Here is a 25501-nt window from a genome sequence, read left to right on the forward strand (position 1 = left end):
CCCTGTTGTTTGTTCCTGTGCTTTCGGATGCAGCAAAAACCGTGCCTGTGTAAATAGGCTATGCCGGGCGAGAGATGGGCAAAATCAAGGCCAGCCTGCCCACTCTGGAGGCAATCAGAGCCCCGCGCCGGGCAGCAGCACCCAGGCGGCCCCGGCGGCAATGGCGATGCCGTAGGGCAGAGCCGCCTTCCGGGCGCGCCAGCGCTCGACCATCCACAAGCGGCGAAGCAACCCGGCACCGCGCGGGAGCGGCCGCAAAGGCAGGCGCACCATGCGCAAGGCCAGATAGGCGAGCGCCAGCACGCCACCGGCAAGGGCCGTCGCGAAGAGGAAATCGGGAAGGGCCAGAGGCGGAAAGCCGATGGCGAGCGCCACGATCAGCTTCACATCGCCTCCGCCGACCAGCCGGCGCAAATACAGCAGGAGCAGTACCAGAAACAGCGCCGCAGCCACAGCCAGGCTCACCGCCAGAGGCTGGATGCCATCGCGAAGGCGCAGCGCCATCCCTGCCAGGGCAAGCAGCATGGAAACGCCGTCAGGGATGCGGCGCAGCAGCAAATCCTGCCAGCAGGCGACCGCCAGCGGCACGAGCATCGCGATCTGCACCACATGATCCATCGAGGCTTCCAAGGCTCGCGCCCCGCCGGGGCTCATCCGGCACAGAGTGACAGGCCAGGACGAAGGATCGGTTAACGCGACATCCCGATCGCCAGCACGATCAACTCCTTCGTCTTGCGATCGAGCGCGCCGCTAGAGCACTTTCCGATCCTTTCGGATCTCCCCCTTCATCCCGACGCGCCGGCCAGCATCAACGCCACCGCACAGGAGGCAAGGCGGGTGCGGGCGTCATCCGCCCGGCTGGTGAGCACGATCGGGATGCGCGCGCCGACGACGACGCCGGCGGCATCGGCCCCGGCCAGGAAGGTGAGCTGCTTCGCGACCATATTGCCCGCCTCGATATCCGGCACCAGCAGGATATCGGCCCGGCCGGCGACCGGCGACTCGATTCCCTTCTCGGCTGCGGCGCGCGCGTTCACCGCATTGTCGAAGGCCAGCGGACCATCGATGATGCCGCCGGTGATCTGCCCGCGCTGGCCCATCTTGCAGAGCGAAGCGGCATCGAGGGTGGACGGCATTGCGGGGTTCACCGTCTCCACCGCCGACAGAACGGCGAGGCGGGGCGTCTCGATCCCGATGGCGCGGGCAAGGTCGATCGCGTTCTGGGCAATATCGCGCTTGGTCGCGAGATCGGGGGCAATGTTGATCGCCGCATCGGTCACCAGCAACGGACGCGGATAGCTCGGCACGTCCATGACATAGACATGCGACAAACGCCGCCCGGTACGCAGGCCATTCTCGGCCAGCATCACCTCGTGCATCAGCTCGTCGGTGTGCAGCGCGCCCTTCATCAGCAGCTTCGCGGTGCCCTCGCGGACCAGTTCGACACCGCGCGCGGCAGCGGCGTGGCTGTGGGGAACCGGCTCGATCCGCAGATCCCCCAGATCGAGCCCGGCCTTTTCGGCGGCAGCACGGATCTTTGCCTCCGGCCCAACCAGGATGGGCACGATCAGCCCGGCCCGGGCCGCATCGAGCGCGCCGCGCAGGCTGACATCGTCGCAGGGATGCACCACGGCGGTGACCAGCGGGCCGCGCGCCCGCGCCTCGCCCAGCAGGATGTTGAACCGCTCGTGCCGGCTGAGCCGCACTTCCGGCAGCGGCATCGCCGGTCGCCGCACCTTCTCGGTCGGCGCGGCGACGAGGGCGGTGCCGCGGAGCACTTCGGTACCCGACTGGTTGACCGCCGTGCAGGCGAGGGTGACCCGATGCCGCGCCGGCTCGAGCTCGGTCACCGTCACCGTTGCGGTGATCTCGTCCCCCGGCCCGACAGGGGCGCGAAACTGGAGGCTCTGGTCGAGATAGATCGTGCCAGGGCCGGGCAATTTCGTGCCGAGCACCGCAGAAATCAGCCCCGCCGTCCACATGCCATGGACGATGATATGGTGAAATACGTCACCGCGGGCATATTCGGGGTCGAGATGCGCCGGATTGATATCTCCAGAGATATAGGCGAACAGGGCTATGTCATCGGGAAGCAGGATGCGGCTCACGCTCGCGGTATCGCCCACCTTCAACTCGTCGAACACACGGTTCTCGATCATCGGCGCCGCGAGGGGAGCGGGCGCCGGTCCGATATCGTTCATCTCGGTCTCCGGTCAGCGTTCGTGGATATAATGTCCGGGGGCGGCGCCGAGCACCGGATATCCGGCCTCCTCGCGGCCGAGCGGTGGTGGCGCGGCTGGCGCGCCGGAATGCACGCCGAGGAAAGCGACCCATTCCGGCCACCACGAACCATCATGCTGCGGCGCCTCGTCCTGCCAGGCCTCCGGCGCGAGATAGGGCTCGCCCGGGAGGCGCTGGAGGAGTACATAATGGCGATGCGGATGGCCCGGCTCGCTGACAATGCCTGCATTGTGCCCGCCGGAGGTCAGCACGAAGGTGATCGGGCCGCGGTTGAGCAGGTGCAGCTTGTAGACCGAGTGCCAGGGCGCAATGTGATCGCGCTCGGTACCGACGACGAAGAACGGGACATCGATATCGCCGATCGCAACCGGCCGGCCGCCGGCCGAAAGCCGCCCCTCGGCGAGATCGTTATGCAGGAAGAGATGGCGCAGATATTCGGCGTGCATGCGATAGGGCATGCGCGTCGCGTCCATGTTCCAGGACATCAGGTCGTTCGTATGTTCCTGCTCGCCGATGAAATAGCGGCGGATCATCCGCGACCAGATCAGGTCGTTCGAGCGCAGCATCTGGAAGGCGCCAGCCATCTGCTTGGTGTCGAGATAGCCCTGCTGCCACATCAGGTCTTCGAGGAAGGCGAGTTGCGCCTCGGTGATGAAGAGCTGGAGTTCGCCGGCCTCGGTGAAATCGGTCTGCGCGGCGAAGAGCGTGACGGAGGCGAGACGGCTGTCATGGTCGCGGGCCATGGCGGCGGCCGCAATCGAGAGCAGCGTGCCACCGAGGCAATAGCCGGTGGCGTGGATCTTCCGCGCACCAGTGATGGCGCTGACGGCATCGAGCGCGGCCATCACGCCATCGGCACGGTAATCATCGAGGGTGAGGTCGCGGTCGCCCTTGTCGGGGTTGTGCCAGGACATCATGAACACCGTATAGCCCTGCCCGACGAGGTAGCGGACCAGCGAGTTCTCCGGCGAGAGATCGAGGATGTAATATTTCATGATCCAGGCCGGGACGATCAGCACCGGCTCGGGCCGGACCTCATCCGTCGCCGGGGCATACTGGATCAGTTCGATCAGCCGGTTGCGGTAGACCACCTTGCCCGGCGTGACCGCGACGTCGCGCCCCGGCGCGAGCGGCAGCCGGTTCTCATGGTTCAGGGCGATCTCGGTATCCTTGAGCAGGTTGCGCAACCCGGCACGGATCGACTCGCCATGACTTTCGCGGGCCGCATGTTCGACTTCCGGATTGAGCATCGGCAGGTTGGCGGGCGCCATCGCGTCCAGCGCCTGGCGGATCATGAAATCGACGATGCGCTCATGGGCGGCATCGACCCCGGCGATGCCGGTTGCCGCATCGTGCCACCAACGTTCGACCCGGAGGAAATATTCCTTGTAGAGCCGGTACGGCATGTCCTGCCACCGGGGATGATCGAAACGATGATCGTTGTCGCAAGGCGGGGTGACGGCCTCCTCAAGGCCAAATGCCACACGCCAGACCGCAGCCCAATCCTCCATTGCGCGCCGGGCGAGGTCCATCCGCCGTGTGGGCTGATTCGCGAGATGCGCCGCCCAGTCGCGCCAGGCCAGCGCGATACCGGCCGGCGCCAGGCCAGCGGTGAACCGGGCCTCGGCCGCGTGCAGCGAACGGTCGAGCGCATCCGTGGTCGACACCGGCTCGTGCGGCGCGATCGAGGCAGGCAGCACGGGTGGCGGCAGGGGCGACGGCCTGATCGCCTCGGCAGGCGGCTTGGGGCTTTTGCCTGTTCGGCTGCGGCGGGTCTCGGTGCTCACGGGTCTGATTGTCCTTGCAAGTCTGTCGGTGATGTCACGCCATGATGTGTTGTCCGCCATCCACCGGCACAACCGTGCCGGTGATTCTGGTGGCGGCCGGACTGGCGAGGAAGGCTGCAAGCACGCCGACATCCTCGATCGTCACCAGATGACGCTCCGGCGCCAGACGGGCGGCTTCGGCCAGGAGATCATCGAAATGGTCGATCCCGCTTGCCGCCCTTGTGGCGATCGGCCCGGGCGAGAGCGCGTTGACACGAAGGCCGCGCGGGCCGAGTTCGGCGGCGAGATAGCGCACGCTGGATTCCAGCGCCGCCTTCACCGGCCCCATCAGGTCGTAATGCTCGACCACGCGGACCGATCCCTCGTAGGAAACGCAGAGCAGCGCCCCGCCAGCGCGCATCAGCGGCTCGGCAAGCCGGGCACAGCGGATGAAGGAATGGCAGGAAACGTCCATCGCCTGGGCAAATCCGGCGGCGGAGGAGTCGACAAGCCGGGCGCGCAGGTCGGCCTTCGGCGCGAAGGCGATGGAGTGGAGCAGGAAATCGAGCTTGCCCCAGCGGCGGGCAATCGTGTCGAACACGGTTTCGAGCGCCCCCTCCTGCTGCACATCGCAGGGCAGCAGCATGTCGCACGGCAGGTCGCGGGTGACGGTCTCGACGAAGGGCTTCGCCCTGTCGTTCAGATAGGTGGCGCAAAGGCGCGCGCCGGCGGCGGAAAAGGCACGTGCACAGCCCGTCGCGATCGAATGCTCGTTGGCAATGCCGAGGATGAGCCCGACCTTGCCGGAGAGATCGACCACGGGTGGCGCCATCGGCTCAGGCCGCCGCCCGGCCGCTCTCCCGCCCGGCCGCGCGCCCCATCCGCTCCGCGGCAGGAGCGCCCATGCGGAACACAGCCTCCATCATGCCGAACTGTGCCTGCATGATGGCCTGCATCAGCGCGAATTCCGCCTCGGCCACACGCATCATGCTGCCGGCCATCGTCTCGAACATCACCGGCGAGAGGCTCGACATGAGGAACATTTCGGCTCCCTTGCCCATCCGATGCGCCTCGAAAGTGCTGGTCATCGTACCCTCCGTTTTTTCAGGCGTCTCGTGATGTCATGCAGACTCGCCGCCGTCCTTGATGCAGGTCAAGCCGGGAACGCGATTGTCCCGATATGTTCATCGTGTCGCGGATAAAACCCCGGCACAGCCCCCGGCACTGCCGGGTGAACAGGAGACGGCATGGGATGGCGCGCGGCGCTGCGGCAGGCTGCGCCGGTCGCGGTCGGGGTGGGGCTGGGGCTTGGCCTGGCCGCACGCGCGGCCGGCTTCGATGACCTCGCCGCCGGATTGTGGATCGCGCCGGCACTGCTGGTCGCAGCCGAGGTTGCCGCCGATTTCATCGCCGGGGTGCTTCGCGGGATGCTGGGCGTCGACCTGATCGCGCTCCTCGCCATACTGGGCTCGGTGCTGCTCGGCCAGCACCTCGCCGGCGTGATCATCGCGGGCATGGTGGCCGGCGGCGCAGCGCTCGAGGATTATGCCGGCGCGCGCGCCCGGCGCGAACTTTCCGCACTGGTCAAACGCACGCCAACGACAGCGCACCGCCACACGGATGGCACAATCGAGGACATTCAGGCAGCAGCTGTCGTCATCGGCGACAATCTTCTGGTCAAGCCCGGCGAGATCGTGCCGGTCGATGGCACGCTGCAGAACGCCGCCACGCTCGATGAGTCGGCCCTGACCGGCGAACCGTTGCCGGTTGCGCGGCTGGCCGGCGACGCCGTGCGCAGCGGTGTGCTGAACGCGGGCGGGCCGGTTTCCCTGCTGGCCACGGCAAGCGCCGAAGCGAGCACCTATGCCGCGGTGATCAGGCTGGTTGCCGCAGCCGAACGGGAACGCCCGCCAATGGCCCGCCTGGCGGATCGCTGGGCGGTGGGATTTCTCACTCTCACACTCACGGTCTGCACTGCCGCCTGGCTGGTCAGCGGCGACCCGTTGCGCGCCCTCGCCGTGCTGGTCGTCGCCACCCCATGCCCGTTGATCCTGGCCACGCCGGTCGCGCTGATCTGCGGCATTTCGCGGGCGGCCGGGCGCGGGGTGATCGTCAAGGGCGGCGGCGCGCTGGAACGCCTGGCGCGCGCCGACATCGCCCTGTTCGACAAGACAGGCACGCTGACCGCCGGCACCCCATCGCTCACCGGCGTTGCAGCACTCGACGGTTTTGCGCCGACGGATGTGCTGCGCCTTGCCGCCTCGCTCGAACAGGTCTCCCAGCACGGCGTGGCCGGGGCAATCGTCGCCGCCGGGCGCGCTTCTGGCCGGCTGGCCACACCGGCCGGAGTCACCGAGACGCCCGGCCTCGGCCTTGCCGGCCAGGTCGGCGCGGATTTCGTGATGGTGGGTGGCCCCCGTATGTTCGAGACCGCGGGAATATCACTCCCGCGCGACAATCATGTGGCCGAACAGGCAAATGGCGCGGCGGCAACCGCCTGGGTCGCCATCAACGGCGTGCCGGCTGGCGCGATCATGCTGACCGACGCGATCCGGCCCGACGCGAAGCCGCTGGTCGCATCGCTCCGCCGGCTTGGCTTCCGCCGCATCGTGATGCTGAGCGGCGACCGCGCCGAACCGGCGGCGCGGGTGGGCGCCGAACTCGGGCTCGATGCGGTCCATGCGGGGCTGTCGCCGGCGGACAAGATCGAACGCGCGCGCGCGGAACGGGCGCTCGGCACGACGATGATGATCGGCGACGGGATCAACGACGCTCCGGCCCTGGCGGCGGCGGATATCGGCATTGCCATGGGCGCCCGCGGTACCGCCGCGGCAGCCGAAGCCGCCGAGGTGGTGCTGATGCTCGACCGGCTGGACCGAATCGCCGAAGCCGTGTCGATCGCGCGTCGTGCCCGGTTCATCGCACTACAATCGATCGTGGCCGGCATGGGACTCTCTCTGCTGGCAATGGCTGCTGCCGCCGCCGGCTATCTCCCGCCGGTTGGCGGGGCCTTGTTGCAGGAGGCCATCGACGTCGCGGTGATCCTCAACGCACTCCGGGCACTCGGATCAGGGCGCTGAAACCGCCCCGAAATCACAGCCTGTCGCCTATGGCTTCAGATAGGCGAACCCATGGGCTTCGAGCTGCACGATACGCTCCGCGCCCGCCGGCACGACCACCGCCTGGGGCACCAGCTTCGGCATGTGACCGAGATGCCGGGCCATCGCCGCCATCGTGTTGTGGCAGGCGTCGAACTCCACTCCTTGCGCATCGAGTGCCGCCACCCGCCGCGCGAGAGGCGAGTCAGCCAGCAGCATCTTCAGCCCGGGCCCGAACGCCACCACGACGATCTGCACCTTTTTCGCCCCCAGCGCGGCAAGAAGATTCTGCGCATTATTCAGCGCCATGAGCCAATGGCCCGGCGCGGCCGCGCTGACCTGGATCACCACATGACGGGTCGCCGCGGGGTTCGCGTGCAGAAATGCCGGATGGTCGAAATCGAAGGTCCCGAGCATCGAGGGATTCGCCCGGGCCATACCGCCAGAGACGGCAAGCGCCAGAATCGTGGACAGAATCGTGGCCAGAACCGCCACGGCGCGCCGCGCGATACGCATGACCCGCATCGGCAGATCCTCCTCTGATGTCATCACCTCAGAGCATCATATCGACCGTCATGATGGTGAAGACAACGGAAAATCCGGGATATCTGCCGAACGCGAGGCAGCCCTGGCGCCGCCTTATGGCCGGCCCGGCCCGAAGCCCGTCATCCCCGGGCCATAGCCACCGCCAAATCCACCCATCATGCCCCAGCCGCCGAAGCGATGACGGCCATAGCCAAGCCCATAGCCTGCCTGTGCCAGACCCGGCAGAACCATGCTCGCCTGCCCCTGCTGATATTCGCTCAAATGGGGCAGCAGGGCCTCGGCGGCGGATTTCTCGCTCTCGAACGTCTTTTTCCGCAGATCCAGCATGTCCTGCATGTAGGCAAAGCGCTGGTCTGGCGTGATGCTCATCATGGAGCCCGGCCGCATCACCGACTGCATGCCGGACCAGGCCTGCTGGTGGGCATCCGTCACGGCCTTCACGTAACGATTCCAGGCCGGCTGCTGGGCGGTGGTGATCTTCAGCATCTGCCGCAACGCATCGAGCCGCGCGGCAGAATACTGCCGCCCTGCCCGGCCACTCCAGGCACCTTGCCCTTGCCCGTTTCCGCCCATCATGCCCGGCCCGTAACCGCCGGGGCCTAGCCCCTGCGCCAAAGCCAGGGTGCTTCCCGCGGCCAGCAGGACAGAGGCTGCCGCAAGTTTCCATTTGATCGCCATCGGCATGCTCCTTTCGCCTGCGGGGGCATGCTGCCCCCGCAACGTCAGAAAGCTAGCCGTTGGAGTTTACGAGGTCGTTGACCTCGATCAAGCGGCCGTGAGCGGCCGGTTGGCGCGGGCCAGCACGACATCGAACAGGATCTGCGCACCGGCCTCGGCCTCGGCCTCGGTGATCGACTCCGCCTCGTTGTGCGACAGGCCATCCTTGCAGGGTGTGAAGATCATGGCGCTCGGCACCACGCGGGCGAGGTGCACGGCGTCATGCCCCGCGCCGGAGACCATCTCCCGGGCGGCCAGCCCGCGTTGCCGGCAGGACGCGCGGACAAGATCGACGCAAGTGGGGTCGAACGGCGTCGCCTCGACGCGAAAGACAGGCGTGATCACGATCTCGAGCCCGCGCGCCGTCGCGAGTGCCGTCGCCTGCTCGGGAAACTCCCGTGCGAGACGGACGATCTCGGCATCCGACGGGTTGCGGAACTCGGCGGCAAAGCGCACCTCGCCGGGAACCACATTGGGCGAGTTGGGATGAACGCTCAGCCGCCCGACCGTGCCGCGCCCCTGCTCACCGCAATCGCGCATCAGCCGCTCGACCAGGAGAATGATCTCGGCGGCACCTGTCAGCGCGTCACGCCGGACGGCGGGCGGGGTGGTGCCGGCATGGGAGTCGCGGCCGGTCAGCACGATATCGAACCACACCTGCGCCTGCGCGCCGGTGACAATGCCGATCGCCTCGCCCCCGGCCTCAAGCAGCGGCCCCTGCTCGATATGCAGCTCGAAGAACGCATCCGCCGGACGATGGGTCGCTGGCTCGCCGCCCTCGGCGCCGATCGCGGCCAGCGCCTCGGCAACGGTGATGCCCGATGCATCCCGCAGCGCCCGGATCGCCGCCTCGGGCTGCACGCCGGCCCAGACCGCGCTGCCCATCATCGCACGGCCAAAGCGGCAGCCTTCCTCATCGGTCCAGTTGACCAGCTCGAGCGGCGCCTCGGTGACGATGCCAAGCTCATCGAATGTGCGCATGACCTCGAGCCCGGCGAGCACGCCGAGCGCGCCATCGAACTTGCCGCCGGTGGGCTGGCTGTCGAGATGCGAGCCGAACATCACCGGCGGGCGGGTGGGGTCGCGCCCCTCACGGCGGGCGAACATGTTGCCCATCGTGTCAGTCCCAAGGCTTAACCCGGCGGCGGCGCACCATTCGGCGAAACGGGCGCGGCCAGCGCGGTCCACCTCGGTCAGCGTCACGCGGTTGACCCCGCCTTTCGGGGTCGCGCCGATCTCGGCCATCTCCATCAGCGCGCGCCACAGGCGGGCGCCATTGATGCGGTAATTCGTGTTCTGCGTCATGAAGGCATGATGGCCTCCGACGCCGCCCGCGCGCAAGACCGCACCCCGCGCAGCCGCGCCGACACGGAACATCATGACACACCGGAAGGCGGGGTCATCGACCCGATTGTGGCACGGCCGGCCCTGTGCCGGCCCATCCGTGGCTTAACCGGCCTCAGATGACCGGCGCGAACGCCGCCTGGTCCGGTGGGCCTGCTGCAAACAGGAACCGCGCGCGTTCACTGCCGAGGCCGATCAGCGCCGAGGACACGGTGCCGAACCCACCGCGCGGGCCGACATTGAGCGCGGTATCGTCAGGTGGGGCGCGATCCGCCAACAGCGCCCGCCAGGCGTCCCACGCATCGGCGGCGGGATCGGGGCGGGGAGCTGCCTCGAACACGCCGCGATAGCGGGCGATGCGCGGGCTGTCCGGATCGTTCGGGTCATGCGCGGTGATCATGGTGATGCCGGGGTCGAGCCGCATCGCCTCCGGCGCGCCGCGTTCCAGCCCGCGCAGGACGTATCCGCCGGCCGCATCGGCAACGAGCAGGTTGAAGCTGCGGTAGCGCCCGGCATCGAGCCGGGTGAGACGCGCCGCCGCCGCCGCCGCCGAGCGCTCCTCCAGCGCCAGCAGCGGCAACGCGCCCCGGCTTGCCTTGTCCGGCGCGGGGCCGAGGCTGCCGGTGCGGTTGAGCAGGGCGGCGACTACGCCATGGCGGTTCAGGCCGAGCCAGGTGCCGCCGGCGGTGCGATCGCGCCCGGCGATCACGCCGGGACGGTCCGGCCAGTGCGCGGCCGGAGGGTCCCACGGCCGCGCCAGCATCTCGTCACGATTGGCGCCGATCACGACCGGCCAGGCATCCCCCGGCAGGAACGACAGGATCAGCGAGCACATCGCGCGATATCGGTCAGTGCGAGCCGAACACCCGGTCGAAAATGGCATCGATCCGGGCGAGATGCAGGCGCGGGTCCATCGCCGCGTCGATCGCCTCCGGGCTGATCCGGCCGGCCACGTCCGGGTCTGCCAGCAGATGATCGCGGAAGCGACGGAAATCGGGCTTGCCGAGCGCGGTCCAGGTCGCCATCGCGTTGCGCTGGATGATCCGGTAGGCATCCTCGCGCGAGATCCCGGCGCGGGCGAGCAGCAGCAGCACCTCGCCCGAATGCACCACGCCGCCGAGCGATTCGATGTTTTCGGTCATCCGCTCCGGATAGACGGTCAGCTTCTCGATCATGCCGGCGAGCCGGTGCAGGGCGAAATCGAGCGTGATCGTCGCGTCCGGGCCGATCACCCGCTCGACCGAGGAGTGGCTGATGTCGCGCTCGTGCCAGAGGGCGACATTCTCCATCGCCGGCACCACATAGCCGCGGACGATGCGGGCAAGGCCGGTGAGGTTTTCCGACAGCACCGGGTTGCGCTTGTGCGGCATCGCCGACGAGCCTTTCTGCCCGGGGTGGAAGAATTCCTCGGCCTCGCGCACCTCGCTGCGTTGCAAATGGCGCACCTCGGTGGCCAGCCGCTCGATGCCGGAGGCGATCACGCCGAGGGCTGCGAAGAAGGCGGCGTGGCGGTCGCGCGGGATCACCTGGGTCGAGACCGGCTCGGGCCGCAGGCCGAGCTTCTGCGCCACATGCGCCTCGATCGAGAGATCGAGATGCGCGAAGGTGCCAACCGCGCCGGAAATCGCGCAGGTCGCGATCTCCTCGCGCGCGGCGAGCAGGCGGGCGCGGTTGCGGGCGAATTCGGCGTAGTGGCCGGCGAGCTTGAGGCCGAAACTGGTTGGCTCGGCATGGATGCCGTGGCTGCGGCCGATGGTCGGCGTGAGCTTGTGCTCGATCGCCCGGCGCTTGAGCGCCTCCATCACCGCGTCGACCCCCTCCAGCAGCAGATCGCTCGCCTGGGTGAGCTGCACGGCGAGGCAGGTGTCCAGCACGTCCGACGAGGTCATGCCGAGATGGACGAAGCGCGACTCCGGCCCGATGCCCTCGGCCAGCCAGGTGAGGAAGGCGATCACGTCATGCCGCGTCTCGCGCTCGATCTCGGCAATGCGCTCGACATCGGCCTCGGTCATCGCCGCGATGCGCGCGCCGCCCTTCTCGCGGATGATGCGCGCGGCCTCGGCCGGAACGTCGCCGGTGGCGGCCATCGCCTCGGCGGCCAGCGCCTCGATCTCGAACCAGATCCGGTAGCGGTTCAAGTCCTGCCAGATCGCGACCATCTGCGGGCGGGCGTAACGCGGAACCATCGAAATTCTCCCCATCTTCAAGGCCGGAGGCCGGCGCGGCGCCGTTTTGGGCCGGGGCCGTCCGGTTGACAAGACCGGCCGGCTCCGCGAACCCGATACGATGGAATTGATGCTCGCCGATGCGCTGGTGCTCGCGCAGGTCCTGATGATCGACCTCGTCCTCGCGGGCGACAACGCGATCGTCATCGGCCTCGCCGTGGCGCGGCTGCCCAAGGCGCAGCAGAAACAGGCGATCCTGATCGGCGTCGCGGCCGCCACCGTGATCCGCATCGCCCTCGCGCTGGTTGCCCTCCGGCTGCTGGCGATCATCGGACTGACGCTCGCAGGCGGCATCCTGCTGCTCTACGTGGCATGGAAATCCTGGCGGGAGTTCAACCACCGGCCAGAAGGGGCAACAGCCGCCCCACCGGGCAAGCTGCGCGACGCGGCGCTGCGCATCATCATCGCCGACATCTCGATGAGCCTCGACAATGTGCTGGCGGTCGCCGGGGCGGCGCGCGATCATCCCGCCCTGCTCGCCGCCGGGCTGCTGGTCTCGGTCGCGCTGATGGGCATTGCCGCCAACCTGGTCGCGCGCCTGCTCACGAAACGGCGGTGGCTGGTCTGGGTCGGGCTCGCGATCGTGCTATATGTTGCGCTTGAGATGATCCATGGCGGCATCCTTCAGGTGGCGGCGCGTCTTGGCTGGCACCTGCCGGGCTGGTTCGGATGAGCGAGGCCGCAATCGAGATCGCGGGCGGCGCGGACGGGCCGGTGATCGCCCTGACCGGGTCGCTCACCGCCGCCGCGCTGACCGAGGCCTGGCCGCGCGCCATTGCCGTCGCCCGCGCGGCGCAGGGGGTGATGACACTCGATCTCTCGCGCGCGGCGCGGATCGACACTTCGGGTGCGGCACTGCTGCTCGCGCTCGAACGCGGCCATGCGGGGGAAACCCGGTGGCAGGGGATGACGCCGGCAGCCGAGAGCCTGATCGCCCGGCTGCGCACCGCCCTGCCCGCAACCGACACGCCACCGCCACCGCGCGTCGTGCGCATGCAGGGGCCGCTGCGGACCCTGGGCGTGCGGATCGCCTTTTTCGGCGAAACCATTCTTGCCACGATCGGCCTGCCGGGGCGCCGGCGCTTCCTGCGCGGGGGCAATTTCTTCCGCATCGCCGAGCGTGCCGGCGCACAGGCGCTGCCCCTGGTGATCATGCTCGGCTTTCTCATCGGCATGATCCTCGCTTTCCAGTCGGCGATCCCGATGCGGCAGTTCGGCGCAGACATCTATGTGGCAGCCCTGGTCTCGCTGTCGCTGTTCCGCGAGCTTGGTCCGCTGCTGGCGGCCGTCATTCTCGCCGGGCGCACCGGCTCGGCCTTCGCCGCCGAACTGGGCACGATGATGGTGAACGAGGAAGTCGCGGCGTTGACAACGATGGGGATCGACCCCGGCACCATGCTCGTCATCCCCCGGATGGCGGCGGCGATGCTGGTGATGCCGGCCCTCGCCCTCGGGATCGACGTTTCCGGCGTGCTCGGCATGGGCTTCGTGATGGGCATTCTCGGCTTTCCGCCCTCGGCAATCGTCGCACAGATGCAGATGGCGGCCAGCCCGCACGACGTGCTGCTCGGGCTGATGAAATCGGTCGTCTTCGGTGCCGCGGTCGGGCTGATCGGCTGCCGCGCCGGGCTGACCGCCGGCGGCGGGCCGCGCGCGGTGGGCGAGGCCGCGACCTCGGCGGTGGTGGGTGGCATCGTCGCGACCATCCTGCTCGATGGGCTTTTCGCGGTGGTCCTCTACAGGCTCGGCCAGTGAGCGGCGAGCCCCCCGCCATTCGCGTCGAAGGCGTCGCGCAGAGCTTCGATGCGCGGGTGATCTTTCAGGACGTCAGTTTCGAGGTCGCGCGCGGCGAGGTATTCGTCGTGCTCGGGGGCTCGGGCTGCGGCAAATCCACCCTGTTCAAGCAGATGATCGGGCTGATCCGCCCCACCGAAGGGCGGATCAGCGTTGCCGGGCACGACACGGTGACCGAGGTCGAGGCCGTCCGCCGCGAGAGCGGCGTGATGTTCCAGTCCGGCGCGCTGTTCGGCTCGATGACGCTGCTGGAGAACGTGATGCTGCCGCTTACCGTCTTCACCGATCTGCCGGCCGCCGCACGCGCCGAGATCGCGCGGGTGAAGCTCGCACTGGTCGGCCTCGCGGACGCGGCGAACCTGCTCCCGGCGGAGATTTCCGGCGGCATGGCCAAGCGTGCCGCGATTGCCCGTGCGCTGGCGCTCGACCCGCCGATCCTGTTTCTCGACGAGCCCTCCGCCGGGCTCGATCCCATTACCGGCGCCGGGCTCGACCGGCTGATCCTCGACCTGCGCGCCGCCCTGGGCTGCACCTTCGTCGTGATCACCCATGAACTCGCCTCGATCTTCGCGATCGCCGACCGCTGCCTGATGCTCGACCGCGAGGCACGCGGCATGATCGCGCTCGGTGTGCCGAGGGAACTCAAGACCACGGCCGCGCATCCGCGCGTGCGCGCATTCTTCAACCGCGAGGAGGATCCCGCATGAGCCGGATCACGAGAGAGCGCTGATGGAACCCAGAGGCGCCGCATTGCGCACCGGCCTGTTCGTGATCGGCGCAATCGTCGTGCTGATCGGGCTGGTCTTCCTGCTGTCTGGCAACATGTTCCAGCGCGGAGCGGTCTATGAATCCTATTTCCGGGAGTCGGTCCAGGGGCTCGATGTCGGCTCGGCGGTGAAGTTCCGCGGCGTCACCATCGGCAAGGTGACCGCCATAGCGCTTGTCGCCGCCGAGTATCCGCCGCCTGACAAGAAAAACCTCAATCGCAAGGTCTATCATCAGGTCGTGGTCCAGTACCGGATCGACCCGCGCAAGCTCGGCCGCGATGCCGACATCCGCGAGGCGATCAGCCACGGGCTGCGCGTGCAGGTGGCACCGCAAGGGATCACCGGCCTTGCCTATCTCGAACTCAGCTTTGCCAATCCGCAGACCAATCCGCCGCAATCGGTGCCGTGGGCGCCGCATCACCTCGTCATCCCCTCGGTGCCGAGCACACTGACCGAGGTTCAGGATGCGGTTCAGGGCCTGCTCAACAACATGCGCAACGTCAAGCTGGGCCGTACGATCGACACGCTCACCTCGATGATCGACACGGTGAACCGGGAACTGAGCACCGGCAGCGCTCATGACGCGCTCGTCAATGTCAACGGCCTGCTGGTCGAGTTGCAGCAGCAGGTCAAGCAGGCCGACCTGCCGGCGACGACAAGCTCGATGCGCACCCTGGCCGACGGCACGCAGACCCGCGAAATCCTGCAGCAGCTCGAAGCCACAAGTGCTGCTCTCGCGAAGGCAAGTGCGGCGATGCCCGCGCTGGTCGCCCAGTCGGCCGCGACCATCCGCCACGCCAACGAGGCGACGGCGACAGTCGAGCGGCAGATGCTGCCGATCCTGCAATCGCTGAAGCAGGCATCGGCGAATCTCGAAGACCTGTCCGATACGCTGAAACGCAATCCCGCCGCCGTGCTGCGCGGCCGGGAACCTCCGAGAGGGACGCCATGACCCCGATCTCCCGCCGCCTCGCTTTCGCAGCCCCGCTGGCGCTTGCCGGCTGCGGCACGGTGCTGTCGGAACAACCCTACCGCCCGCGCATCGACTGGCCGCTCGCGCCGCCGCCGGATCTCCGCGCGGCATCCCGCCCTTCACGCAGTGTGGTGAAGGTGCATGGCCTCGATGCCGGCCCGGCGCTGACCGATCGCGGGCTGATCACGCTCGAAGCCAATGGCAGCATCCATCGCGGCTACTACAACCGCTGGGCCACGGCACCGGCGGATGCGGTGACCGCCGCGCTGATCGCCTGGCTGCAGGCCTCGGGCGATTTCGCCGCGGTGGTCGGGGATGGCTCGTCGGTGACGGCGGATCTGACCGTGGGCGGCACGGTCGATACGCTGCTGGCAGCACCCGCACGGGGCGAGGCGCGCGCGGCGCTGACCCTTGTCGTGGCAAAGCCGGTCGGCATCGGCGACAGGCCGCTGGCGCAGCGACGCCTGTCCGGCTCGGCACCGCTCGCCGGCACGACGCCGGAAGACCTGGTTGCCGCGCAGCGCAACGCCCTCGCCGGCGTGCTGCGTCAGGCGGTTATCCTGGTCGCGCGGTTTCGAGCCTAAAGAATGGGATGATGCTCCCGAGCCGGTTATCCGTTCAGCCCTCTTCCGGCGTGTTCGGATCGAGCGTCGCGACCACGGGCGTGGTGCGCGTCAGGATCTGGTAAGGCTGCTGCTGCTCGTTCGGAACCGGCTCACGCACCTGCTGCCGCCAGACCCCGAAGCCGACCGCGGCCAGCGCCGCGAGCGCGAGAAAGATGAACAATCCGCCCGGGCCTGTCCGTGTCATCGCAATGGCTGCGATCACCGGCCCGATCGCGGCGCCGATCGAGTAGACCAGTACAAGGCCGCCGCTTGCCCCGACACGCTGCTCGGGATCAAGAAAGTCGTTGGTATGGGCGACGCAAAGCGGATAGAGGGTGAACACCAGCCCGCCGAACAGCAATCCCAGCGCATCCACCACTCCGGGTGGCCAGAGCGGAGCGCCGAGTATCATGCTCACGATTCCGGCCCCGGCGAAGGTTCCGATGATGACCTTGCGGCGATCGAACCGGTCTGAGAGGCGACCTATGGGAACCTGCAGCACGACGCCCCCCATGATCACCACGCTCATGAACAGCGCGGTCTGCGACCGGGCCATGCCGAGTCCGTGGGCGTAGATCGCGCCGAGTGCGTAGAAGCCGCCCAGCATCACCCCGGTCATCGCCGCGCCGACGATCCCGAGCGGCGAAATCCGGTAGAGCCGGAGGAAGGAAAGCGGCGTCGAGACGCCCAGCACGGGACCGGGAAGCCGGGTCAGCGCGATCGGGATCACGGCCAGCGACAGCAGGATCGAGGCGGCGATGAAGGGCAACGCCGGGGCGCGGTTGCCGAGGTCGAGAAGGAATTGCCCGGCCCCCTGCCCGGCATAGAGAGCAACCATGTAAAAGGCGAGAATGGCACCGCGGGTCTGCGGCGTGGCCCGTTCGTTCAGCCAGCTTTCGATGCAGATGAACACGCCGGCCAGAGATACGCCCTCGACGAAGCGCAGCACCGCCCAGAAGCTGAAATCCTGCCAGATCGTGCATGCCAGCGTGCTCGCCGAGAACAGCGAGACGAACGCGGTGAAGGCGCGGATATGACCGACCCGCTCGATGATCCGCCCCGCGCGCAGCGCGCCGAGGGTGAGCCCGGCGAAATAGGCGGTGCCGATCAGGCCGATCAGCAACTGGCTCGTCCCGTTCGCCTCGAGCCGCAAGCTCATCAGCGTCGAGAGAAAGCCGCTGCCGGCCATCAGCATGAAGATCGAGAGCAGCAGGCTGCGGACGGAAATCAGTGAAGCAACCATCAGACCTTACCTTCCTGCACCACCTTCCTGCCCCGCGACAACGCAGACACGCGACGGCAAGAGATGGTCCGTCCCGAAAGTTGAGCCATCGCCTAGGCGTGGTTCTTGGCCTGGTCAATGCCGCCGGCGTCGGTCAGTTGCACACGGATGCGCGATCAGGCTGCCGCAAGTAGCTTACGGCCCTCGTCATCCTCCGCCATCCGGCATTCCACCAGCGCTGCATGCAGGGCGCGGATTGCGTCATCGAAACGGTCAGCATCGAGGATGAATTGGATGTCGACATTGCGCATCTGATGCTGCATCGCCTTCACCCCGATTCCCGCCGCGCCGAGCGCACCGAGCGCGCGGGCAACGCAGCCCTCCTCGCTGAGATCACTGCCGATCAGCGCAACCATGGCCAGGCGCGGCGCCGAGACCTCGGCATTCGGAAACCGCGCCTCGAGATCGGCGATCACCCGGCGCACCGTCGGCCCTCCGGCAGCGAGGTAATGGGTGATGGTGTTGGCGTTGGAGGATTTGCTGACAATGCGCGCGCGGTGTTTCGTCAGCGTGTCCAGAATTGCCGCGTCATAGCCTTTCTTCCCGACCATGTCCTGCTCGAAGAACTGCAGGGCGCGGACCTCGCGAATGCCGGTAACGATCTCGATGCGCGGCGCGGCAGAGACGTAATCGGCGCAGATCAGTGTGCCCTCGTCGTGCCGGTCGAATGTATTGCGCACCCGCAGCGGGATGCCCGCCTGACGCAGGCCGCGCGCCGCCCCCGGGTGAATGGCCTCGACGCCGAGATTGGCGAGCTGGTCGGCCACGTCGTAATTGGTGCGGCCGATCTTGCGCGCCTTGCCGACGCCGACGACCTTCGGATCGGCGCTGGAGAGATGAAACTCCTTGTGGATGATCGCCTCGCGCGCGCCGGTAAGTACGGCGAGCCTGGCGAAGGTCATCTCGGTGTAGCCACGGTCGTATTTGCGGACCATGCCGTCGCTGCATTTCGCATAGCCGGTGACAATCGGCAGGGTGGTCGCGAGGTCGATCCCGTCGAGCCCCGTGCGGATTCGCTCATCGAGATCGAAATTCCGCCCATCCTGCCAGCCGGTCAGATCGACGAAGGCCGCATTGACGCCACGGGCGCGCAGCAACAGGGCGGTATTGTGCGCGCTATGCGCCTCACCGAGCCCGGCAAGCAGCTCGCGCAAGTTGGCGAGCGGCTCGTCGAGTCGGAAATGGCCGTGGCCGCGCAGGCTGTCGAGATCATCGAGACAGGCTCGGGTCTCGCCGATCCGGGCGTTGACGAACTCATCCGCCACGGTGCGCTCGGGCGCGTTGCCGAACACCTCCTTGTTGCAGGCGCGCATCGCGGCGGCGACCGTATCGAGCGCGTCGTGCCAGTCACCCTTCTCGCCATCGGCGGCGAAGCTCGCATAAAGCCCGGGCGGTTTCGCGGCGTCGGTCTTCTTCTTCGGCTCCAGCAGCAGGTCGGTGATCCCGCCATAAGCCGACACCACGAAGATCCGCCGGTAGAGATCGCGGCCAATGCGGCCGGCGATCAGCACGTTGTCGACGACCGCATCCCTCGCCGCGATCGACGTACCGCCGATCTTCTCGACACTCGGGGCCACGCTCATGCCGCGCGCTCGCGCCGCACCAGCGGGCCCTTCACGATGTCCACGGTCCTGAAATCGCGACCGGCGATGAATTCCGGCCGCCGTGATTTCGGGCCGAATGGCTCGACCAGGCTGTTCGCCTTCGCGTTAAACACAAAGAACGCGTTCGACCGCGGGAAGGGCGTAATGTTGCCGTTCGAACCGTGCATCGTGTTGCAGTCGAACAGGACCACGGTACCGGCCTTGCCGGTCGGCGCGACGATGCCATGATCGCTGGCGAGGGCCGTCAGCATCTCGCGGTCAGGCACGCCGTATTCCTGCTTCTTCAGCGAGGAGCGGTAATGGTTCTCAGGTGTCTCGCCGACGCAGGTGAGATATTTGCGGTGCGAGCCGGGAATGACCATCAGCGGGCCGTTATTCGCGGTGTTCTCGGCCAGCAGGATCGACATCGACAGAGCCCGCATCCGCGGCATGCCATCCTCGACATGCCAGGTCTCGAAATCCGAGTGCCAGTAGAACTCCTTGCCCTCGAAGCCCGGCTTGTAGTTGAGCCGCGACTGGTGGATGTAGACATCGTCATCCAGCAGGAAACGCGCCACGCCGGCAATTCGCGAATCCGCCGCGAGCCGGCCGAGCAGTTCATTCTGCGCGTGGATCGCGAAGATCGAGCGCACCTCGTCGCTGCCGCGCTCGGTTATGATGGTCTCACGGTCGAGCCCGGCTGGATCGGCGAGCAGGTCCATTGACTCGGATTGCAGCAACGCGATCTCGGCGGCATCCAACACGTTCTCCAGCACGAGATAACCGTTGGTGTCGTAGAACCGTGTCTGCTCGTCGCTCAACGGCGCGCCGGGCGCCCACCGCCCATGCACCACCGGATCATGGCGCGGCAGCAGCGACGGGGTGGGTTCGCGGCGCGAGGGATAGAGATCGTCCATTGTCAGTTCTCCCACGTTTCGTTCGTTGCGGACCACGATCTCAGGCCGCCTCGCCCACCGGGGCGGGCGGATAGGCGCCGGACGCGTCATGAACTTCCTGCCCGGTGACCGGCGGGTTGAAGACGCAGGCGGTCACGATGTCGGTCTTCGGGCGAACCACGTGGCGGTCATGCTTGTTGAGCAGATAGAGTACGCCCGGCTTCAGCTCGTGGGTCGCGCCGGCGTCGAGATCCTCGATCGTGCCCTCGCCGCTCAGCACGAAGACGGCCTCGAAATGATGCTTGTAGTGCATCTGCAGTTCCTTGCCCGCGTACATCGTGGTGATGTGGAACGAGAAGCCCATGCCGTCGTCGCGCAGCAGCATGCGCACGCTGTCCCAGCCATCGGTGACGACCTTTCGCCCGGAGGCCTGCGCCTCCTTCAGAGTCCGGATGATCATGTTTCTGCTCCTTGATCGGGTATCGCTGCGCGTTATTCGGCGGCGATGCTGTAGGTGGGCGCCGCGGCCTCGTTCACGGCGCGTTCGAGAATGTCGAGCCCGGCCGCCAGCAGATCGTCATCGATGGTGAGCGGCGCCAGCACCTTGACGATCTCACCGTCGGCACCGCTGGTCTCGATCACCAGCCCCTCGCGGAAGGCGATGCCGGTGATGCGGTCGGCCATCTCGCCGGTGCCGACATCGATGCCGCGCATCATGCCGCGCCCGCGCGTGCTCATGCCATGCCGCGCCGCGATCGCCCCGAGCCGGCGGCCGAGCAGGTCGCCGCGCCTTGTGATGTCGGCAGCGAAGGCGCCATCGCTCCAGAAGTGGCGGATCGCCGCAGCCGCGGTGACGAAGGCGTGGTTGTTGCCGCGGAACGTGCCATTGTGCTCGCCTGGCTTCCACTGGTCGAGTTCCGGGCGGAACAGGGTCAGTGCGAAGGGCGCGCCAATGCCGGAGAGCGATTTCGCGAGGGTGATGATGTCCGGGCGGATGCCCATCTCCTCGAAGCTGAAGAAGCGGCCGGTGCGGCCGCAACCGGCCTGGATGTCATCCACGATCAGCAGCGCGCCGTGGCGCTTCGCGAGGGTCGCGATCTTGCGCAACCATCCGGCGGAGGCGGCGTTCAGCCCCCCCTCGCCCTGCACCGTCTCGACCAGGAACGCCGCCGGCGCATCGAGGCCGGACGAGCCGTCGGCGAGGCGCTGCTCGAGCAGATCGGCGGTATCGATCCCCGGTCCATAATACCCGTCATAAGGTTCGTGGCTGACATGGGCGAGCGGCACGCCGGCACCGCCGCGCTTGCCCTCGTTGCCGGTGCAGGCGAGCGCACCGAGCGTCATGCCGTGGAAACCATTGGTGAAGGCGATCACGGTCTGCCGGCCAGTCACCTTGCGGGCGAGCTTGAGCGCGGCCTCGACCGCGTTGGTCCCGGTCGGGCCGACGAACATGGCGCGATAGTCCATGCCGCGCGGCTTCAGGATCACGGTTTCCAGCGCGTCGAGGAAATCGGCCTTCGCGTCGGTGTGGAAATCCAGCCCGTGGGCAATGCCGTCGCGGGCGATGTAGTCGATCAGCGCCTGTTTCAGCACCGGATGATTGTGGCCGTAATTCAGCGACGAGCAGCCGGCGAGGAAATCGAGATATTTTCCGCCCTGGCTGTCATGCATCCAGGCACCTTCGGCCCACGTGAACTGGCGCGGAATCGCGGTGCAATAGCTACGAACCCTGGATTCCATGCGCTCGTAGATGGCGGTATCCGGCTTGCGCCGGGACGGGCGCGGCAGATCGGTCATGTCATGTCCTTTCATGCTTGGTCGGTGACAGGTCGGGGCAAGCCGATCGTCACGGCAAACTCGGTGTCGTGGCGGCCGGCGAAATGGGTGGCGCGGTCGAACCGCACCGCGCGGACGAAGGAAGCGCCGCGCCGACGCGCGAGGCTTTCAAACAGCCGCCACGAGGCTGTGTTCGCTTCGGTAATGGTTGTCGTCAGGGCGCGGGCGCCCGCCACAGCTTGGCGGTCGAGCAGCGCATCGAGCATCTGGCCGCCGAGGCCGATGCCGCGCGCAGCGGCCGACACCGCAACCTGCCAGACAAAGATGCGCGACGGGTTGGATGGCGGCAGATATCCCGAGATCCACCCTACCACCTCACCCTCACGTTCCGCGATCACGCAGGTTTCGGCGAAATCCGTGCATTGCAGAAGGTTGCAATACGCCGAGTTCGTATCGAGCGGCGGGCACTCCGCGATCAACGCAGTCACCGCCGGGCCATCGGCAGCTATTGGCCGACGCAACGACACCGCGCTGCCGTACGGTGCCGCAAGATGATCGAGTTGACCCAAAATTATTTTAAACTCCGAAGCAGTATTATGTCGTATGATGCCGCACTCGGCGACCTCGTATCTTACAATTTGTGAAATCACGCTCGTTTTTCAAGTTTTTTATCGAGGCATTCAACCGCGGACCGTCGCCGCTTCAGAAAATTTCTTCGTTTATCGAAATACCATGTGGTTGCAAACGCCCGGATTCTCAGGCTCCATCACCCGCATGGACGATGTTCTCACCAGCGCGACCTTGCGCGCGATCCGCCGCATCCTGCGGGCCACCGATCAGGGCAGCCATCGCCTTTACGCGGCGACGGGGCTGACCACGTCCCAGTTTCTCGTGTTGCAGGAAATCGACCGCCGGGGGGATGCCACGCCGGGCGCCATCGCCACGGCGCTGCAATTCGGCCAGGCGACCATTACCAATATCGCCGACCGGCTCGTCGGCGCCGGGCTGATCACCCGACGGCGCGGCGAGCGGGACAAGCGCCAGGTGATCATGGCCGCGACCGATGCCGGCCGTGCCGCCCTCGGCAGGGCGCCAGACCTTCTACAGGAGCGCTTCCGCGACAGGTTCGAGACCCTGCCGCTCTGGGAACAGGCAATGATCCTCGCCGCGCTCGAACGCGTCGGAACGTTGCTCGACGCGGCGGAGATCGACGCCGCACCGCTGATCGCCGCGGGCGCCATCGACCGCCCCGCCGGCCCGTCGCAAGGCTGATTCCCTGCCCGGCGGGCGCAAGAGTGCTACCCTGCCTCTTCCTCGCGGAAGATTGCCTTTGCCATGCGGAAGCCGGCATTCGCCGCCGGCACCCCGGCATATATCGCAACCTGCATCAGCGCCTCGGCGATTTCCTCGCGCGTCGCACCGGTGTTGCGGGTCGCGCGCAGATGCAGCTTGAACTCTTCCTCGCGCCCGAGTGACGCGGTGATCGCCAGCACCAGCAGCGAGCGCATCGCCCGCGGCAGGCCAGGCCGGGTCCAGACCTTGCCCCAGGCGGTTTCGGTGATGAAGTGCTGGAAGTCGCGGTCGAACTCCGTCGCCCCTTCCAGCGCGCGGGCGACATAGGCAGGGCCGAGCACGGCCCGGCGCATGTCGAGCCCGGCTTCGAACGCATCGCCCCCATTGCGGGCGGCGAGGAAGTCCAGCATCGCGCGGGTGACCTCGTCGGGCTTCTCGACGGTGGGGATATGCGCGGCATTCTCGATGACCACGAAGCGCACATCCGGCGCGCCGCCCTCGGCCAGCGCAGTCATCAGCGCCTGCGCGCTGGCCACCGGCGTCGAGACATCGCCATCGCCGACCAGCACCAGAGCCGGCATCTTGAGCCGGCGCGTCGTCGGCGCGAGATCGGCCATCGCGATCGCCATGGCGCAGCCGGCATAGCCATCGACGCTGGTGCCGCGCAGCATCGCGCGCAGGCCGCGCGCCGGCGGCGCGTCGATGAAGCCGGGCGTCACCCAGCGCGCCAGCACGCCGTCCTCGATCGAGCCGATCCCGTGCGCGCGCAGGTTCGTCACCCGCTCGCGCCAGGATTCGAACGAGGGGATCGCCATCGCGGTGTCGCAGAGCATCAGCGCCTCGGTGCGCCCGGGATGCCGCGCCGCGAATTCCTGGGCGATCATCCCGCCGATCGAGATTCCGCCGATCACCGCAGCCCCGACGCCGAGCACATCGAGCACCGCGGCGACATCACCGGCCAGTTGCGCCATCGTGTAGTCGCCCGGTGTCGCCTCGGTCAGGCCGTGGCCGCGCATGTCCGGGCGGATGACGCGGAAGTTCCGCGCAAGTGCCGCGGCCTGGTCATCCCAGACCCGGTGGTCGGTCCCGAGCGAATGGAGCAGCACCAGCGGCGGCGATCCGTCCCGCCCGTCGATCCTGACGTGAACATTTATGTCACCCGCCGTCACGAACATCGCCCGCTCCTCTTCTCGCGCCGTTGCGCGGCGGACCATAAGGCCGACGCGTTGCATCCGGCAACCATCAGCCCCCTTGATCGCCGCTCCGCCGCATGATCTTGTCATCAATGTGTGACGATACTGTCATCGCCACGCCATGCAGTCGCGTTAACTGGCTACGCCAACTCCAGTCAAAGGGACTTCTCATGAAACGTCGCACCCTGATCGCCTCGGCCCCGGCCACGGCGCTGGTCGCCGCCACCGCGCGCGCCGCAGCCCCCACACGGGTCGTACTCTGGCACGCCATGGGTGGCGCGCTCGGCGACAAGCTGCAGTCGATCGTCGATGCCTTCAACAAGAGCCAGCCGGATTTCGCGGTCGACGCCGTCTACAAGGGCTCCTATCCGCAGGTGCTGACGGCCACGATCGCTGCCTGGCGCGCCGGCAAGGCGCCCTCGATCGCCCAGGTGTTCGATGTCGGCACCGCCGACATGCTCGGCGCCGGCCGCGCGGTGGTCGATGTCTACAAGCTCGCCGAGATGACGGGCGTGGCCATCGAACCCTCGACCTACATTCCCGCCGTGCGCGGCTATTACAGCCTCAATGACGGAAAGATGGGGGCCGCCCCGTTCAACTCCTCGACCGCCCTGATGTGGATCAACGAGGACGCCTTCGAGAAGGCCGGGCTCGACCCCAAGGCCCCGCTCGCGACCTGGGATGACGTGATCAAGGCCGCCCGGGCGATCAAGGCGAAGGGGGCGGCCGAGATCCCGGTGATGACCTCATGGCCGACTTGGGTGCATTTCGAGCAGTTCGCCGCCATCCACAATGTCGAATACGCGACACTGAACGACGGGTTCGGCGGCCCGAACCCGAAGCTGCGGCTCGACTCGCATCCCTTCGTGCGCAATCTCGACACGCTGCTGACGATGCAGAAGGACGGCCTGTTCCACTATGAAGGCCGCGACGGCAAGCCGAGCCCGATCTTCTACTCCGGCAAGGCGGCGATCACCTTCGACAGTTCCTCGATCTACGGCCAGCTGGTGAAGAGCGCGAAGTTCCGCTTCGCCAATGCCTATCTCCCCTACCACCAGTCGATCATCAAGAGCCCGACCAACTCGATCATCGGCGGCGCCGCGTTCTGGGCGATGACGGCGCCGGGGCGCGACAAGGCCGAATACGAGGCCGTTGCACGTTTCTTCAAGTTCATCTCCGAACCGCAGAACGATGCCGGCTGGGCCGAGGCCACCGGCTATGTGCCGGTGACTCTGGCGGGGAACGACTACATCGCCAAGCAGGGCTTTTACGCGAAGCAGCCGGGCGGCGATCTCGCGGTCAAGCAGCTGACCCGCACGGAGCCGACGAAATATTCGCGCGGCATCCGCCTTGGCGGCATGCCGGAAGTCCGCGTGATCATCGAGGAGGAGTGGGAAAGCGC

At 67.5% G+C, this 25501-nt stretch carries 25 protein-coding genes and 1 pseudogene; 8 read left to right on the forward strand and 18 right to left on the reverse strand.

The window, feature by feature from the left end:
* Positions 1–114: 114 nt before the first annotated feature.
* The 5 genes from B7Z76_RS10535 to B7Z76_RS10555 all read right to left on the reverse strand — a co-directional run bounded on the left by B7Z76_RS10535 (position 115) and on the right by B7Z76_RS10555 (position 5095).
* Positions 115–618 carry a prepilin peptidase gene (locus tag B7Z76_RS10535; RefSeq protein ID WP_291343803.1) on the reverse strand — a complete coding sequence of 168 codons (504 nt, stop codon included), beginning with the start codon at positions 616–618 and terminating at the stop codon, positions 115–117.
* A gap of 167 nt (positions 619–785) precedes the next feature.
* Complete coding sequence (locus B7Z76_RS10540; RefSeq protein WP_291343805.1) at positions 786–2201, reverse strand: bifunctional enoyl-CoA hydratase/phosphate acetyltransferase; 1416 nt, start codon at positions 2199–2201, stop codon at positions 786–788.
* A gap of 12 nt (positions 2202–2213) precedes the next feature.
* Positions 2214–4028 (reverse strand): alpha/beta hydrolase, encoded by a 1815-nt coding sequence (locus B7Z76_RS10545; protein WP_291343807.1) that lies wholly within the window; start codon positions 4026–4028, stop codon positions 2214–2216.
* Between the two features lie 34 nt (positions 4029–4062).
* Positions 4063–4839, reverse strand: a complete 777-nt coding sequence (gene fabI / locus B7Z76_RS10550; RefSeq protein ID WP_291343809.1) for an enoyl-ACP reductase FabI — start codon at positions 4837–4839, stop codon at positions 4063–4065.
* Between the two features lie 4 nt (positions 4840–4843).
* A complete protein-coding gene (locus B7Z76_RS10555; RefSeq protein ID WP_174503010.1) occupies positions 4844–5095 on the reverse strand; it encodes a hypothetical protein in 252 nt (83 codons plus the stop codon).
* Positions 5096–5254: 159 nt separating this feature from the next.
* On the opposite strand from B7Z76_RS10555, the gene B7Z76_RS10560 reads away from it, so the two are divergent.
* Positions 5255–7087, forward strand: coding sequence for a heavy metal translocating P-type ATPase (locus B7Z76_RS10560; RefSeq protein ID WP_291343811.1), 1833 nt, complete (start codon positions 5255–5257; stop codon positions 7085–7087).
* A gap of 27 nt (positions 7088–7114) precedes the next feature.
* On the opposite strand, the gene B7Z76_RS10565 is transcribed toward B7Z76_RS10560, so the two are convergent.
* The 5 genes from B7Z76_RS10565 to purB form a co-directional block, all read right to left on the reverse strand.
* Positions 7115–7630: a DsrE family protein gene (locus B7Z76_RS10565; RefSeq protein WP_291343812.1), complete on the reverse strand. Its 516-nt coding sequence runs from the start codon at positions 7628–7630 to the stop codon at positions 7115–7117.
* A 114-nt stretch (positions 7631–7744) separates the two neighbouring features.
* A complete protein-coding gene (locus tag B7Z76_RS10570) occupies positions 7745–8335 on the reverse strand; it encodes a hypothetical protein (RefSeq protein ID WP_291343814.1) in 591 nt (196 codons plus the stop codon).
* A gap of 81 nt (positions 8336–8416) precedes the next feature.
* Entirely contained in the window at positions 8417–9745 is a 1329-nt protein-coding gene (locus B7Z76_RS10575; RefSeq protein WP_291343831.1) for a Zn-dependent hydrolase, read from the reverse strand.
* An 82-nt stretch (positions 9746–9827) separates the two neighbouring features.
* Positions 9828–10547, reverse strand: a complete 720-nt coding sequence (locus B7Z76_RS10580; protein ID WP_174503014.1) for an NRDE family protein — start codon at positions 10545–10547, stop codon at positions 9828–9830.
* A gap of 13 nt (positions 10548–10560) precedes the next feature.
* Positions 10561–11898 (reverse strand): adenylosuccinate lyase, encoded by a 1338-nt coding sequence (purB, locus tag B7Z76_RS10585; RefSeq protein WP_174503015.1) that lies wholly within the window; start codon positions 11896–11898, stop codon positions 10561–10563.
* Between the two features lie 100 nt (positions 11899–11998).
* Here purB and B7Z76_RS10590 point away from each other — a divergent pair, with 100 nt between their 5' ends.
* The 5 genes from B7Z76_RS10590 to B7Z76_RS10610 are packed head-to-tail and all read left to right on the forward strand — an operon-like array spanning position 11999 to position 16055.
* Positions 11999–12610, forward strand: coding sequence for a YjbE family putative metal transport protein (locus B7Z76_RS10590; protein WP_174503016.1), 612 nt, complete (start codon positions 11999–12001; stop codon positions 12608–12610).
* The gene (locus B7Z76_RS10595) at positions 12607–13692 is read left to right on the forward strand and encodes an ABC transporter permease (RefSeq protein ID WP_174503017.1); all 1086 of its coding nucleotides are present in this window, start codon (positions 12607–12609) and stop codon (positions 13690–13692) included. The genes B7Z76_RS10590 and B7Z76_RS10595 overlap by 4 nt, the downstream gene beginning before the upstream one ends.
* Positions 13689–14438, forward strand: coding sequence for an ABC transporter ATP-binding protein (locus B7Z76_RS10600; protein ID WP_291343815.1), 750 nt, complete (start codon positions 13689–13691; stop codon positions 14436–14438). Before B7Z76_RS10595 ends, B7Z76_RS10600 begins: the two co-directional genes overlap by 4 nt.
* Positions 14439–14460: 22 nt before the next feature.
* Positions 14461–15450, forward strand: a complete 990-nt coding sequence (locus tag B7Z76_RS10605) for an MlaD family protein (RefSeq protein WP_174503019.1) — start codon at positions 14461–14463, stop codon at positions 15448–15450.
* Positions 15447–16055, forward strand: coding sequence for an ABC-type transport auxiliary lipoprotein family protein (locus B7Z76_RS10610; protein ID WP_291343816.1), 609 nt, complete (start codon positions 15447–15449; stop codon positions 16053–16055). Before B7Z76_RS10605 ends, B7Z76_RS10610 begins: the two co-directional genes overlap by 4 nt.
* A gap of 34 nt (positions 16056–16089) precedes the next feature.
* Here the strand turns inward: B7Z76_RS10610 and B7Z76_RS10615 are convergent, their stop codons facing one another.
* From B7Z76_RS10615 to ectA, 6 genes are all read right to left on the reverse strand, one after another.
* Complete coding sequence (locus B7Z76_RS10615; RefSeq protein ID WP_291343818.1) at positions 16090–17319, reverse strand: MFS transporter; 1230 nt, start codon at positions 17317–17319, stop codon at positions 16090–16092.
* 155 nt (positions 17320–17474) lie between these two features.
* Positions 17475–18941 carry an aspartate kinase gene (locus B7Z76_RS10620; RefSeq protein WP_291343819.1) on the reverse strand — a complete coding sequence of 489 codons (1467 nt, stop codon included), beginning with the start codon at positions 18939–18941 and terminating at the stop codon, positions 17475–17477.
* Positions 18938–19858 carry an ectoine hydroxylase gene (gene thpD, locus B7Z76_RS10625; RefSeq protein WP_174504799.1) on the reverse strand — a complete coding sequence of 307 codons (921 nt, stop codon included), beginning with the start codon at positions 19856–19858 and terminating at the stop codon, positions 18938–18940. Before thpD ends, B7Z76_RS10620 begins: the two co-directional genes overlap by 4 nt.
* Positions 19859–19898: 40 nt before the next feature.
* Positions 19899–20297: an ectoine synthase gene (locus B7Z76_RS10630; protein WP_174503023.1), complete on the reverse strand. Its 399-nt coding sequence runs from the start codon at positions 20295–20297 to the stop codon at positions 19899–19901.
* A 32-nt stretch (positions 20298–20329) separates the two neighbouring features.
* Positions 20330–21634 (reverse strand): diaminobutyrate--2-oxoglutarate transaminase, encoded by a 1305-nt coding sequence (ectB, locus tag B7Z76_RS10635; protein WP_291343821.1) that lies wholly within the window; start codon positions 21632–21634, stop codon positions 20330–20332.
* A gap of 11 nt (positions 21635–21645) precedes the next feature.
* Complete coding sequence (ectA, locus tag B7Z76_RS10640) at positions 21646–22263, reverse strand: diaminobutyrate acetyltransferase (protein WP_291343823.1); 618 nt, start codon at positions 22261–22263, stop codon at positions 21646–21648.
* Positions 22264–22387: 124 nt separating this feature from the next.
* Here ectA and B7Z76_RS10645 point away from each other — a divergent pair, with 124 nt between their 5' ends.
* Entirely contained in the window at positions 22388–22885 is a 498-nt protein-coding gene (locus tag B7Z76_RS10645; RefSeq protein WP_291343825.1) for a MarR family winged helix-turn-helix transcriptional regulator, read from the forward strand.
* Positions 22886–22911: 26 nt separating this feature from the next.
* On the opposite strand, the gene pcaC is transcribed toward B7Z76_RS10645, so the two are convergent.
* Both pcaC and B7Z76_RS16335 read right to left on the reverse strand, forming a co-directional pair.
* A complete protein-coding gene (gene pcaC, locus B7Z76_RS16330) occupies positions 22912–23316 on the reverse strand; it encodes a 4-carboxymuconolactone decarboxylase (RefSeq protein WP_366925309.1) in 405 nt (134 codons plus the stop codon).
* 15 nt (positions 23317–23331) lie between these two features.
* A pseudogene (locus B7Z76_RS16335) lies at positions 23332–24189 on the reverse strand (alpha/beta fold hydrolase); the annotation flags it as partial.
* An 80-nt stretch (positions 24190–24269) separates the two neighbouring features.
* On the opposite strand from B7Z76_RS16335, the gene B7Z76_RS10655 reads away from it, so the two are divergent.
* A partial coding sequence (locus tag B7Z76_RS10655; RefSeq protein ID WP_291343829.1) for an extracellular solute-binding protein occupies positions 24270–25501 on the forward strand: 1232 nt, incomplete at its 3' end.

Origin of the sequence: Acidiphilium sp. 20-67-58 (assembly GCF_002255515.1) — a bacterium.
Classification (GTDB): domain Bacteria; phylum Pseudomonadota; class Alphaproteobacteria; order Acetobacterales; family Acetobacteraceae; genus Acidiphilium.

Excerpts from the sequence above, each read along its gene's own strand:
- B7Z76_RS10615 (WP_291343818.1), bottom strand. The coding sequence starts at position 17,319 with ATGGTTGCTTCACTGATTTCCGTCCGCAGCCTGCTGCTCTCGATCTTC.
- B7Z76_RS10580 (WP_174503014.1), bottom strand. The coding sequence starts at position 10,547 with ATGTGCTCGCTGATCCTGTCGTTCCTGCCGGGGGATGCCTGGCCGGTC.
- B7Z76_RS10575 (WP_291343831.1), bottom strand. The coding sequence starts at position 9,745 with ATGTTCCGTGTCGGCGCGGCTGCGCGGGGTGCGGTCTTGCGCGCGGGC.
- B7Z76_RS10610 (WP_291343816.1), top strand. The coding sequence starts at position 15,447 with ATGACCCCGATCTCCCGCCGCCTCGCTTTCGCAGCCCCGCTGGCGCTT.
- ectB (WP_291343821.1), bottom strand. The coding sequence starts at position 21,634 with ATGACCGATCTGCCGCGCCCGTCCCGGCGCAAGCCGGATACCGCCATC.
- B7Z76_RS10590 (WP_174503016.1), top strand. The coding sequence starts at position 11,999 with ATGGAATTGATGCTCGCCGATGCGCTGGTGCTCGCGCAGGTCCTGATG.
- B7Z76_RS10535 (WP_291343803.1), bottom strand. The coding sequence starts at position 618 with ATGGATCATGTGGTGCAGATCGCGATGCTCGTGCCGCTGGCGGTCGCC.
- B7Z76_RS10555 (WP_174503010.1), bottom strand. The coding sequence starts at position 5,095 with ATGACCAGCACTTTCGAGGCGCATCGGATGGGCAAGGGAGCCGAAATG.
- B7Z76_RS10560 (WP_291343811.1), top strand. The coding sequence starts at position 5,255 with ATGGGATGGCGCGCGGCGCTGCGGCAGGCTGCGCCGGTCGCGGTCGGG.
- B7Z76_RS10595 (WP_174503017.1), top strand. The coding sequence starts at position 12,607 with ATGAGCGAGGCCGCAATCGAGATCGCGGGCGGCGCGGACGGGCCGGTG.
- purB (WP_174503015.1), bottom strand. The coding sequence starts at position 11,898 with ATGGTTCCGCGTTACGCCCGCCCGCAGATGGTCGCGATCTGGCAGGAC.
- B7Z76_RS10565 (WP_291343812.1), bottom strand. The coding sequence starts at position 7,630 with ATGCGGGTCATGCGTATCGCGCGGCGCGCCGTGGCGGTTCTGGCCACG.
- B7Z76_RS10605 (WP_174503019.1), top strand. The coding sequence starts at position 14,461 with ATGGAACCCAGAGGCGCCGCATTGCGCACCGGCCTGTTCGTGATCGGC.
- B7Z76_RS10570 (WP_291343814.1), bottom strand. The coding sequence starts at position 8,335 with ATGCCGATGGCGATCAAATGGAAACTTGCGGCAGCCTCTGTCCTGCTG.
- B7Z76_RS10540 (WP_291343805.1), bottom strand. The coding sequence starts at position 2,201 with ATGAACGATATCGGACCGGCGCCCGCTCCCCTCGCGGCGCCGATGATC.
- B7Z76_RS10630 (WP_174503023.1), bottom strand. The coding sequence starts at position 20,297 with ATGATCATCCGGACTCTGAAGGAGGCGCAGGCCTCCGGGCGAAAGGTC.
- thpD (WP_174504799.1), bottom strand. The coding sequence starts at position 19,858 with ATGGACGATCTCTATCCCTCGCGCCGCGAACCCACCCCGTCGCTGCTG.
- B7Z76_RS10620 (WP_291343819.1), bottom strand. The coding sequence starts at position 18,941 with ATGAGCGTGGCCCCGAGTGTCGAGAAGATCGGCGGTACGTCGATCGCG.
- fabI (WP_291343809.1), bottom strand. The coding sequence starts at position 4,839 with ATGGCGCCACCCGTGGTCGATCTCTCCGGCAAGGTCGGGCTCATCCTC.
- pcaC (WP_366925309.1), bottom strand. The coding sequence starts at position 23,316 with ATGCTGGACTTCCTCGCCGCCCGCAATGGGGGCGATGCGTTCGAAGCC.
- B7Z76_RS10645 (WP_291343825.1), top strand. The coding sequence starts at position 22,388 with ATGGACGATGTTCTCACCAGCGCGACCTTGCGCGCGATCCGCCGCATC.